The organism is Patescibacteria group bacterium (assembly GCA_026415775.1).
Lineage (GTDB): Bacteria > Patescibacteriota > Minisyncoccia > UBA6257 > JAAZHW01 > SKW32.
Map to the genome: position 1 here is coordinate 28,884 of JAOAGL010000001.1, position 11,992 is coordinate 40,875.

Here is an 11,992-nt window from a genome sequence, read left to right on the forward strand (position 1 = left end):
TTAAATTAAATCTATTTTAGAAATTTTATTCTTGGTGAAATTTTTTCAACAAACCAAGCTGAAAAAACTCCAACAATTATTCCACCAACAATATCTAAAGGATAATGAACGCCTACATAAATGCGGGCAATGCCCATTAAAACACCCAAAACAATAAAGACTAGGCCTATTTTTTTATTAACCGAGGCCACAAAATAAATTAAAGGAAAAATAAAAGTGATATGACCAGAAGGAAAAGAACCACTGATATCATGAGAAACTAGATTGTTCACCTGATGAGTCAAAAATGGTCTCGGGCGATAATAGAAAAATCTAATTATTTCTGTAATAATAGCGCGGGAGAAAATAATAGCAATAATTGGCTTAATAAATTCTTTCCATTGTTTTTGATAAATAAAAAATAAGTAAATTAAACCGAAAGCGGTCATAAAATAAATTAGATATTCTGCCAAAAAAATCATTAACTTATCAAACCATAAACATTGATTAGCCAAATTATTTATTTTTTGAAAAATTAAATAATCAAAATTCATAATTCAATTTGATAATGCGTTTTAACAAAATCGACCATTTTTAAAATATCCGATTTAACATCATCGGATTTTAAAGCAATAAAAACTATTGGTCGTTTCTCACCATTAAATTGTAATTCAAAAACCGCCATCATTGTTTCTTTGCTGGCTTCAGTTTTCCCCATTTTACCGCCAACAAAATCATTATTATCAGCAAATAAATTTAAATTTTTCAATTCATAGATAGGTTGGCCGTAATAGGTATTATCAAAAATTCCTTTGGTCATTTTTAAAATAAAACTGCGGTTAAAGTAAAGATAGCGGGCTAATTGATAGAGGTCGGTCGGAGTTGAAACATTCTCACTCGCAGCGCCATTTGGATCAACAAAACGCGTATTAATCATTCCGATACTTCTCGCAATATTATTCATCCAATCAATCACCTTGTCTGCGCCTAAATATTGAGAAAGCGTTATACCCGCTTCATTGGATGATTCAACTAAAAGCAAGGCCAATAAATCAAAAACGGAAATTTTTTGCCCAACTTTTAATCTTGGAATAGAAGTAAAAACTATCGCTTCTTTGGGTACAATAATATTGTATTCCAAAAAAGTATGGTCTAAAACCGTTAAGGCTGTAATTAATTTGGTAATCGAAGCAATAGGAAATTGTTGATTTTTATTTTTTTCTAAAAAAACAAAATTATTTTTTAAATCAACCGCCAAATAAGCTTCAGCAGATAATTCAGGAATTGAATAACGGTAACTGGAATTTTCAGCTAATAAATCTTTTTTAAATACCAAAACGGGCATATCAACCTCAGTTAAATCATAAATTTTTTTCGCATCTTCATCAAATAAACGAATACAGCCGCCAGAATAAGAACTATCAACCTTTCTCCCATTTGGATAATAAGGCCAACCGTGAATTAAAAAATTCCCCTCAAAAACTAAGGCATAATTCATATAAACATTGGCTAATTTAGAATAAGCCTTGTTAAACTTTGCTTCAATTTTGTAAAACCCCACCGGTGTTTCAAACCAAGAACCCACTCGTCCTTTAGCAATAATTGGAACATTTTCTATTGCCTCGCCATTTTTATAAACTGTTATTTTCATTTCGTCTAAATCAGCTAAAAGAAAATCCATTTTTTGATTCATCATTTTTGTTAAAACATTATGAAAAAAATTGACATCGCCCAGTTCTGGCCAAATGCCATATTGAAATTCAATATCTTTATTTTCTCCATTGTTCAGTTGAATATGATATTGTTTTATTTCCTTTCTAGGAAAATAATAAAAAAGTCCAATGATACTGGCGCCCACAATTAAAATCCCCAAAATTAATCCTAAAGAAATTTTTTTTGTTTGATTCATAAAACAATAACTTTTCGACCATCAATTTTTATTCGGCCCTCAGCAAATGCTTTTATACCTTCGCATAAAATTTCCTCCTCTTTTTGATGAATTTTTTCTTCTAAACTTTCAATAGTGTCGTCATTTTTAACTTCAACGGCGCGTTGAAAAATAATTGGCCCCGTATCAACACCCTCATCAACAAAATGCAAAGTACATCCTGTTATTTTCACTCCATAATCCAAAGCTTGCTTAGGAGCATCCAACCCCGGAAAAGAAGGACACAAAGAAGGATGGATATTTATTACAGCATTGGGGAAATTTTTAAGAAATGCTTGCGAAACCACCAAATCCCATCCTGCCATCACCACTAAATTAATATTCCTTTCTTTTAAAATTTTTGCTAATTCTTCATCAAATAATTGTCTATCTTTACCTTGCAATTTCCAATCGCTCAAACGAAAATAAAAAGCTTCAATGCCTTGCGTTTTTGCCCATTCAATACCCGGAGATTCTTTTTTATGCGAAATAACAACTGCTAATTCGATTAGAGGATGATTTTTGCAACATTCATAAATGGCTTTCAAGCGCCCCCCTCTTCCTATTAATGCCGCAACGCGGCAATGATTTCTTTGAGAAATAGACATAAAAAAATTTATTTTTTATCGTCGGTCTCTTCTTTCCCAGTTTCTGTTTTGCGCTGTTCCACTAATTGTCTAAAATAATCGGCTAGCAATGCTGATTCTGTTTTTCTAAAAGCTATTTCAGCGCCAATTTGCATCATTTCTTCATTTTTTGTTTCCGAACTACTAAATCCAATGATTTTGATTTGACTAGTTAAATCTCTTATTTGCTGAACAACAATTGGACCGCTATTTAATTCTTCTTCGTCTAAGTCTAAATAACCGTCAACCAAAATAATGCCTGGCAAATTTTCTTTATTTTCTATTCGCTTTTTTAATTCATCAAGCGCTTCTTTGGCGGTATCAAAATGCCTGAATTGATATCCCAATCCTCGTGTTTTAACTTCGAATAATCTTAAACACGCCTCAACAACATTTTTATCATCATCAATAATCCAAACTTCATGATTATTTAACTCCATTAAATCTGGTTTATGCGCGTTGTTTGTCTTTTCGTTTTTATTTAATGGCACATCTGCTTCGTTTGGCAATTTATTAATTTTTGATTTCAAAAATTCAAATTTATTAACTAGATTAAACATATGAAATTATTATATCAAATAATCCAAAATCTAAAAGAGCGGTGGGGGCGAGACTCGAACTCGCATGTCCGCTCATCACGGACCCCGCTTTTCGAGAGCGGTGCCTTACCAATTCGGCGCACCCCACCAATTTTTAAAATTCTATTCTAATTCAAAGGTTTGTCCATAATCCGGCACTTCAGTAACAATGCCAAAATTATCTCTGCTTTTTTGAGCTAATTCTTTTGCGGCGTCTTCTTCACCATGAACAATAAATAACTTCTTGATACGAAATCTTAATTCTTTTATCCAATCTAAAAGCATTCTTTGATCAGCATGGGCTGAATAACCCGTAATTTGCGCTACTTTGCAATTAACATTAATTAATTCATTGTGAATTTCAACCTGCTTTGCGCCTTCAAGAATTTTTCTTCCCAAAGAATTTTTAGCCTGATAAGAAACAATTAAAATGATGCTATGCGGATCGGCCAAATATCTTTTCTCGTGATGCAAAATGCGACCGCCCTCTGACGAACCAGAACCAGCTAAAATAACCTTAGGAGGAGGAACAGCATTAATGGCTTTGGATTCTTCTGTTGTTAAAGTAAAAGTTAAACCTGGAAATTCAAATAATCCCCTACCATTTCCCACAAATTTAAATGCCTCAATTTTAATATAATCCAAGTATTTCTGGTAAATTTCAGTTAATTTACTTGCCAAAGGACTATCCATAAAAATCGGCACCAAAGGAATTCGATGATGAACTACTAATTCATTTAATTCAACTAAAATCTCTTGGGTGCGTTCTAATGCTAAAACCGGAATCATTAATACTCCTCTATTGCGAATTACCTCTTCAATGGCATCTTCTAATAAATCTTTCCGAATTTCCGCATCTTCATGAAATCGATTCCCATATGTTGATTCAACAACACAATAATCGGCTTCTTCGCTAATAATATCAGTATCGGGCAATAAGATATTAAATGAATTACCCAAATCACCCGAAAATAGAATTTTAACTTCTTTATCAGATTTTTTAACTTTCAACAAAACTATAGCAGAACCCAAAATATGACCAGCATTATAAAAGATAAAAGAAATTCTGGGGGAAATTTTTACTTCTTGATAGTAATTTTGCGGACTAAATAATTTCAGAGTTTCCTTCATTTCTGTTTCGGTATAAAGTAATGGTAACCCCTGTTTTTCAGCTGCCTCCTTCATTAAATTAAAAGCATCCTCCCATAAAACAGCGCAACAATCAATTGTTGGCGGCGTGGCATATATTTTCCCGCGAAAGCCATTTTTATACAAAACAGGCGCTAGACCGCTATGATCAATGTGGGCATGGGTTAAAATAATTGTTTTTAATTCTTTTGGGTCGAAGGGGGTTGGTTCATAATTTCTTTCATTTCTTACATCACGATAAATTCCGCAGTCAATCAAAACTTTTTCATTTTTATACTCTACCAAAAAACGACTTCCTTCAACTTCTTTCGCCGCGCCATAAAAAGAAATTTTTATTTTGTCATTATTTTTTTTGTGGTTATTTTTAGAAATAACTTTGCGGTTTTTATTCTTTTTTGTATTATTATTTTTTTTCTTCGGCACTTTTTTGAAAATTTTTTATTAGTTCGACAGCATGAAGAAAAAGTTTTCGTGTATTAGGAAAAGTGGTTGTTTTTAAAGCTTCTTCAGTCGTTAACCATTTACCTTCAATATGTTCTGGTGATAATCGAATATTTTTTTCCTGTGTTTCTCCTAATAAAAAAATAACTTTTTTATAAATCCATTCTTTTCTGCCTGTATATTTGGCATTATTAAACCAATAGGTGATAGATTTTTGAAAATTTGGGTAAATTTTAAAATTTCTAATCCCTGTTTCTTCAAAAACCTCCCTTCTTATAGTTTCCTCTATTTTTTCATTTTTTTCAATATGCCCTTTCACAAAATCCCAATGTCCTGCTGGATAATGAAGCATTAACCACAAAATTTGTCCGTTCTCTTCTCTAAACAAAAAAATGCCAACAGAAATTTCAAATTTTACTTTTTTCTTTTTTGGTTTTTTAAAATTTTTAACAATTCTGGCCATGGTCGTGTATTAATAATATCATCTTTAGTTGCCCAACCTCGTCGCGCTTGGGCAATGCCGAATTTTAAATAACCAAGATGAGTAATAGAGTGAGCATCTGAATCAATTGATAATTTCACCCCCTTTTCAATGGCTTTTTTAATGTGTTCGTCTTTAAAGTCTAAACGGTCGGGGGAAGCGTTAATTTCGATACATTCTCCTCGTCTCGCGGCCTCCTCAATAATTCTATCAATATCTATCTCATAAGCTGGTCTTCTTAAAAGTACTCGACCAGTCGGATGAAAAATAATATCAACCAATGGATTTTTAATTGCCTTGCAAATTCGTTCGGTCATTTCTTTTTTGTTCATATTAAAATGAGAATGAACGGCAGCAGCGACAATGTCTAATTTTGCTAAAACTTCTTCTTTGATATCCAAAGAGCCGTCTTTTAAAATATTTACTTCGGCGCTCTTTAAAATTTTAAATTTAATCCCTTCCTTTTCTAATTTTCGATTTAAGCTATCAATTTCCTTCATCTGTTTTAATAATTTTTGCTCATCGCAACCCCCTGTCATAGCCAAACTTTTAGTGTGATCAGTAATAGCAATATATTCTAATCCTAATTTAATCGCCTCCTCAACATATTCTCCAATAGAATTTGCGCCGTCGCTCCAATTTGTTTGAATTTGTAAATCACCCCTGAGGTCATCGTAATTGATTAATTTTGGCAATTGATGTTTTTGAGCTAATTCTATTTCTCCCCAATCCTCCCGCATTTCTGGTTCAATATAATCTAATCCAAGTTTTTCATAAATTTCTTCTTCTGTTTTACCAGCAATTTTAATTTCTTTGTTTTTATTAATTTTAAATAAACCGTATTCATTTAACTTATACCCCTTTTTTAGGGCAATTTCTCGTAAACGAATGCCGTGGTTTTTTGAACCAGTAAAATAATTAAGTGCTGCTCCAAAAGATTCCTCAGGAACAACACGCAAATCAACATCTAAGCCATTATTCAAACGAATAGCGGATTTGGTTTCTCCATGCGCCACTACCTGAAAAACATCTTTTAAATTGACAAAATAATCCATTACTATTTTAGGATTATCTGAAACCACTAGAATATCTAAATCTCCTATTGTCTCTTTCATTCTTCTTACCGAGCCAGCTGCTATAATTTTTTTCACTCCTTTTACTTTTTTTAATTGCGCAATAATTGATTCTATCTGTGGGTAAATAAAGCCGAGAATGAATCGATTACCGCCCTGTTTCAAAAATTCAATGCTTTTCAAAATATTCTGCTCTGTTTTTTCACCAAAACCTTCAATATTTCTAATTTTTCCTTCCCGAGCTGCCTTTTCTAAATCAGTAATATTTTTAATTTTTAGTTTTTCATAAAGTTTTTTAAGTGACCTCGGCCCGATCCCTTCCACTCTTGATAAATTTTCCAAATCGAGCGGATACTTTTTCTTTAAATTTTCATAATATTTTAATTTCCCGGTCTTCAACAATTCCTTGATTTTTTCAGCAATAGAAACACCAACCCCTGGAATTTCTTCAATTCCTTTTACTCCTTGTTTCTGGTAAATCTCTTTCAACGGCTTATCTAATGCCTCAATACTCGATGCAGCTTTTTCATAGGCGCGAGGTTTGAAAGCTTCACCTTCCATCTCTAACAAAAAGGAGATTTCTGATAAAATTTTAGCAATCTCCCAATTTTCCATTAATTTTATTATAACCTGCTTTAACTAAATAATAAACATCGCATCACCAAAGCTGAAAAATCTGTATTTTTTCTTAACAGCTTCTTGATAAGCTTTAAAAATCAAATCCTTGCCAGCAAAAGCTGAAACAAGCATTAATAAAGTAGATTTAGGCAAGTGAAAATTAGTGATTAAAGCGTCAATGAATTTAAATTGATAACCAGGATAAATAAAAATATCAACAAATTTTTGACCAAATCGAAGATACCCTTTTTTATCAGCAAAACCTTCTAATGCTCTTGTGGTGGTTGTCCCAACCGCAATAATTCTTTTATAGCTCTTCTTTGCCTGATTTAAAAACGCCGCTGTTTTTTTATCAATCTCCGCCCACTCCGAATGCATTTTATGTTTTTCAATTTCATCCACTTTAACTGGTTGAAAAGTCCCCAACCCAACATGCAAAGTAATATATTTAAAAACAACTCCTTTTGCTTTCAATTTTTTTATTAATCGTGGCGTAAAATGAAATCCTGCTGTTGGCGCTGCCACTGACCCTAAATTTTTAGCATAAACCGTTTGATATTCTTTTAGATTGGACATCCTTTTGATGTAAGGAGGCGTTGGCGCTTGGCCGATTTGATAAATAATTTTTTTTAATTTTTCACCATGACAATTGAACTCGATGACACGTTCATAATTAACTGATTTTTTTACCACAGCTGTTAAACCTTTTTCAAAAATAATTTTTTGCCCTTCTGATAAACCAGGTTTACCAATCACTACCCATTTTTTTATCCATTGATAATGGGTTAATTTTTTTGTCTCGGGCCGCAAAAGTAAAATTTCCACCCTCCCGCCAGTTTCTGGTTTTTTACCTATCAATCGCGCAGGTATCACTTTGCTATTATTTAAAACCAAAACATCGCCTTTCTGTAAAAATTTTTCTATTTCATAAAAATAATGATGACTGATTTTTTTCTCTTTTCGATTAACAACCATCAACCGCGAATGGTCTCTCGGAGAAATCGGCTTCTGGGCAATATATTCTTTTGGCAAATAATAGTTAAACTCTTCGAGCTTCATAGTTAATAATTAAAATCTTTAATTTTGAATGGCGAAAAGTGAGTACCAATGTCAAATGTGTCAACTTTCTCTTTTTTCTTTAAGAAGTTAGCAGCAAGATAAGTGAGCGGCGTAAACAAAATTTCTACGCTGACTTTAAAAATATAATTGGAAATAATAATTGTTAACAATAAACCCAAAGGAATTTTACCAAAAAACGCAATTAAACAAAAAATTAGTGAATCTAAAAATTCGGCCACTAAAGTTGAACTAATCGTTCGGCTCCACAAATATCGCCCTTTAGTAAAAATTTTCATTTTGGCTAAAATAAATGAATTCACAAACTCCCCAATCCAATAAGCAACAATACTTGCTAAAACAATTCGCGGCACCCAACCTAAAATTGCTTCATAAGCTTTTTGGTTTTCCCATCCTTCAGCTGGTGGCAACTTCGCCACAATCATAAAAATCAAGGCCATCAAAATATTAGTGCCAAAACCCAACCAAATCACTCGCCTCATTCTTTTATAACCATAAACCTCCGTAAAAATATCGCCCAAAATATAAGCCAAAGGAAAAAGAATTGTTCCGCCATCAAAAGTAAAAGGACCAAATCTTAAAATTTTAGCTGAAACAACATTGGAAACCAAAAGCACTAAAATAAATAAAACCAATAAAAAATCAAAATATTTAAAATTCATGCGTTATTATTGGAAAATTAATTGATCTCCAACAATAATTTCCACATCGCTATCAATTAAAATACCACATTCTTTCCCTTCTAAAACTTCTTTAACATCTAATTTATTGCATTGAACATTTAAAATTTTTCCGCGGCCAATAATTTCTTCTCCTCGCTGAATTTTCACCTGCGCACCCTTTACAATTCTTCCTTCAATAACCTTACCGCCAACAACCTGCTCGGTTCGTTTTTTACTGAAACAAGCTAGAATTTCCAATTTTCCCTTTATTGGCGGCTCTTGCGGTTTAAACATTGCTTCAATTTCTTCTTTCAAAAACTTCTCCATTTCATAAATCACATCAAAAAGATAAACACGCAGATTTTTAGCTTGAATAATTGTTTGTAAATCTTTCGGTATTTTTACTCGAAATCCCAAAATAATTGCCGGCGCCGTTTCGGCCAATGAAACATCAGAAACAAAAATATCACCAATTGATTCGCTAATAATTTTCAAACTTGTATTTTCTGGCAAAGTGAGATTATTCAAAATGTTTTTCATCGCCTCAAGCGAACCAACAACATCAGCTTTTAAAATAATATTTAAAACATTTTCACTGGCATCCAATTTTTGAATTTCAACTCTTTTATTCTCGCGCATTTTTTTCAATTCTTCCTCGCTTTTCTCGCCAACAAAAAACTCCTCACCAACCTGCGGCATATCTTTAAAACCAATAATTAACACTGGTTTTGAAGGACCAGCTTCTTTAATTTGTTTGCCGTTGCAATCTTCCATTAAACGCACTTTGCCAAGAACTGTTTCTGTATAAATAGAATCACCTACTTTCAAAACGCCGTTTTTTATTAAAACCGAAGCAATAATACCCCGTTTATTATCAAATTTCGTTTCCAAAATAACTCCACTGGCAGGAATATTTAATTCTGCTTTCAAATCCTCCATATCTGCCACCAATAAAATTAGCTCAAGCAATTCATTGATATTGGTACCGTTTTTCGCCGAAATATTAACAATTGGCACATTGCCTCCCCAACCCTCAACAAAAACTCCTAATTCTGCTAATTGGGTTTTAACTTTGTCGGGATTGGCTTCGGCTCTATCAATTTTATTCAAAGCCACAATAAAAGGAATTTTTGCTTGCTGGATATGGTTTAAAGCTTCAATTGTCTGCGGTTTTACTCCTTCATCAGCCGCAATAATTAAAATAGCAATATCACAAACTTGCGCCCCGCGCGCTCGAATAGCCGAAAACGCTTCATGACCAGGCGTATCAATAAAAGTAATTTGTCGATTATTGTATTCGGGGTTATCGCTTTTAACAATAATATCATAAGCGCCAATATGCTGAGTGATGCCACCTGCTTCTTTGGCAGTAATATTAGTTTTGCGAATAGTATCTAAAAGAGTTGTTTTTCCATGGTCAATATGACCCATCACTACTACAATGGGCGGTCGTTTAACCATATTCACTTGATTTGTTTTCTCAGCCATAAAATTTTTCTTAAAGTGTTTTTATCTTATCACAAAATTTCTTTTTCGTCTACTATTTATTTTTAATTTCAAAAAACAAAAAAGGGGTTCATTTTTGAACCCCTTATAAAAATTTTTAACGCCTTTCCACCCAAAACCTTCCACCATCCTCGCGGATGATGAAGGTGTAAGAATACGAATAATAGTTCGATCTTGCCCACACCTTATCGGCGTAGGCGAAACCCCTTCTATCAACAATCTGCAGGGAAACTTCCTCCCCATAAAGGGAGGTGTTCCACAGACGAGCTAACCACTTCCCATAGGGAGCCGCCACCCCCCTCTCCACCCCATCTATTAAAATATAAAAATAATAGGGGGTGGTGTTAAGAACAGTAACCCTTGTAGTATTAATAGGAAGATTAGTGTCAACTGCAACAGTCAAACCGAGGGGAGTGCAGCTAGACAACAAAAGCAGAGTAAGCAACAACAGCACCAGCGAAAGAAAAATTTCTTTTGTTTGCTTCTTAATTAAATTCTTCATTTTTGCCTCCTTTTTATAATTTTTATTATTTTAATATCTCCCCTTTCCAAAAGTGCCTCTGCCAACCATGGGTTGGCGGGACACTTATATCTAATTTTCTGGCTAGTGCTATGACTGCATGATCTAGTGACAGCAATTTAACTTTTTGCTCACCACCATTCTGAAGAGCAAGAGCCGTTGCAACAACTCTAATGTCTATTATTGATATATCCTTCAACCTCATCCTTTCAGCCTCCGCTATTAATCTGGGGACTATCCTTTTTCTATACGACCCGGCTACTTTCCATTCGCCGGATCTAATTTTTTCCTCCACCTGTGGCCATCGCTTTAAGGATAATGCAATGGTTTTTTCCAGCTTCTTCACCCGTCCATTCTGCGGCTTAGTTCTAAGCCGCTTTAAAACATCAAGATCTGCTCGATATTTTAATTCCTCTACAACTGCTCGAGGAACAATGATTTGAACACCCTTCTCGCGCCCAAGTACCTCTACAAAACCATAACTTCGCAGTAAAATATTGCTATCTACCACAATCATTAGCATTTTTTACCTCCTTATTTTTATTTTTTAAAGAACTTTTTTCAAAACCGCCTAAATTATATACCTTTTTTATTTTTTGTCAAATATCAATTTTTTCTCCTATTTCTTTCAAAAACCGCTCCAAATCCTCAGGCAAATCAGCCTCTAATCGCAAAGTGGTGCCGTTTGGCGAAGGAAATTCCAATAAATACGCATGCAGAAACAGCCGAACCGCTATTTTTTCTTTCTTCCGACCATAAATTTTATCACCTACAATAGGATGACCAATACTTGCTAAATGCACTCTAATTTGATGTGTACGGCCAGTTTTGGGGGAAACCCTCAAAAGCGTCAACTTTTCTTTTTGCCACTCAAAAACTTTAATCACTTCATACTCAGTAATCGCCTCTTTTAATTCTTTCATTTTTTGAGCAGCAGTTGAGCGTTTGATAGAGGAAGCAATAATACCAATTGGCTTATCAATGACACCTTTTTTATTTTTTATCTCACCATAAACCAAAGCTAGATATCCTTTTTTTATTTTCCGCTCCTGAAAAAGTTTTTTAAAATAATCAAACGCTTTTTGATTTTTGGCAATTAATAAAAGACCAGAAGTTTCTTTGTCTAAACGATGAACAATGCCTGGTCGATTTTTATCTTCACCAACGCCAACAATATAAGGATAGCGTTTAATTAGCCAATCCACCAAACTTTTTTCGCCATATTTTGTCGAATGAACCAGCACTCCTACTGGCTTATTAATCACCACAAAATCTTCATTTTCAAAAACAATAGAAATTTCTAACATCATTTTTATCCTATCATTTCTAAAGTTTTTTTCAAATAAAAAAGCGCC

13 protein-coding genes and 1 tRNA gene are annotated in these 11,992 nt (G+C 33.6%); all 14 read right to left on the bottom strand.

The genetic code is table 11. The features are described 5' to 3' along the window. Positions 1-11 precede the first annotated feature (11 nt). A complete protein-coding gene (locus tag N2692_00165) occupies positions 12-533 on the bottom strand; it encodes a phosphatase PAP2 family protein (GenBank protein MCX8015722.1) in 522 nt (173 codons plus the stop codon). After that, on the bottom strand, positions 530-1,888 hold the full coding sequence (locus tag N2692_00170; GenBank protein MCX8015723.1) for a L,D-transpeptidase family protein: 1,359 nt from the start codon (positions 1,886-1,888) through the stop codon (positions 530-532). Before N2692_00170 ends, N2692_00165 begins: the two co-directional genes overlap by 4 nt. Then, positions 1,885-2,514: a phosphoribosylglycinamide formyltransferase gene (purN, locus tag N2692_00175; protein ID MCX8015724.1), complete on the bottom strand. Its 630-nt coding sequence runs from the start codon at positions 2,512-2,514 to the stop codon at positions 1,885-1,887. Before purN ends, N2692_00170 begins: the two co-directional genes overlap by 4 nt. A gap of 8 nt (positions 2,515-2,522) precedes the next feature. Then, entirely contained in the window at positions 2,523-3,092 is a 570-nt protein-coding gene (locus tag N2692_00180) for a response regulator (protein MCX8015725.1), read from the bottom strand. A gap of 39 nt (positions 3,093-3,131) precedes the next feature. Next, positions 3,132-3,220: transfer RNA gene (locus tag N2692_00185), tRNA-Ser, on the bottom strand. A 13-nt stretch (positions 3,221-3,233) separates the two neighbouring features. Next, entirely contained in the window at positions 3,234-4,682 is a 1,449-nt protein-coding gene (locus N2692_00190; protein ID MCX8015726.1) for an MBL fold metallo-hydrolase, read from the bottom strand. After that, positions 4,663-5,163: an NUDIX domain-containing protein gene (locus tag N2692_00195; protein MCX8015727.1), complete on the bottom strand. Its 501-nt coding sequence runs from the start codon at positions 5,161-5,163 to the stop codon at positions 4,663-4,665. The genes N2692_00190 and N2692_00195 overlap by 20 nt, the downstream gene beginning before the upstream one ends. Continuing rightward, on the bottom strand, positions 5,115-6,869 hold the full coding sequence (gene polX / locus N2692_00200) for a DNA polymerase/3'-5' exonuclease PolX (GenBank protein ID MCX8015728.1): 1,755 nt from the start codon (positions 6,867-6,869) through the stop codon (positions 5,115-5,117). Before polX ends, N2692_00195 begins: the two co-directional genes overlap by 49 nt. Before the next feature lie 24 nt (positions 6,870-6,893). After that, complete coding sequence (gene queA / locus N2692_00205) at positions 6,894-7,931, bottom strand: tRNA preQ1(34) S-adenosylmethionine ribosyltransferase-isomerase QueA (GenBank protein ID MCX8015729.1); 1,038 nt, start codon at positions 7,929-7,931, stop codon at positions 6,894-6,896. A 2-nt stretch (positions 7,932-7,933) separates the two neighbouring features. After that, the gene (locus N2692_00210) at positions 7,934-8,611 is read right to left on the bottom strand and encodes a queuosine precursor transporter (protein MCX8015730.1); all 678 of its coding nucleotides are present in this window, start codon (positions 8,609-8,611) and stop codon (positions 7,934-7,936) included. Between the two features lie 6 nt (positions 8,612-8,617). Further along, a complete protein-coding gene (infB, locus tag N2692_00215) occupies positions 8,618-10,099 on the bottom strand; it encodes a translation initiation factor IF-2 (GenBank protein ID MCX8015731.1) in 1,482 nt (493 codons plus the stop codon). 115 nt (positions 10,100-10,214) lie between these two features. Further along, positions 10,215-10,619 (bottom strand): hypothetical protein, encoded by a 405-nt coding sequence (locus N2692_00220; GenBank protein MCX8015732.1) that lies wholly within the window; start codon positions 10,617-10,619, stop codon positions 10,215-10,217. A 25-nt stretch (positions 10,620-10,644) separates the two neighbouring features. Beyond that, positions 10,645-11,154, bottom strand: coding sequence for a PIN domain-containing protein (locus N2692_00225; protein MCX8015733.1), 510 nt, complete (start codon positions 11,152-11,154; stop codon positions 10,645-10,647). Between the two features lie 82 nt (positions 11,155-11,236). Beyond that, positions 11,237-11,947 carry an RluA family pseudouridine synthase gene (locus N2692_00230; GenBank protein MCX8015734.1) on the bottom strand — a complete coding sequence of 237 codons (711 nt, stop codon included), beginning with the start codon at positions 11,945-11,947 and terminating at the stop codon, positions 11,237-11,239. Between the last annotated feature and the right edge of the window lie 45 nt (positions 11,948-11,992).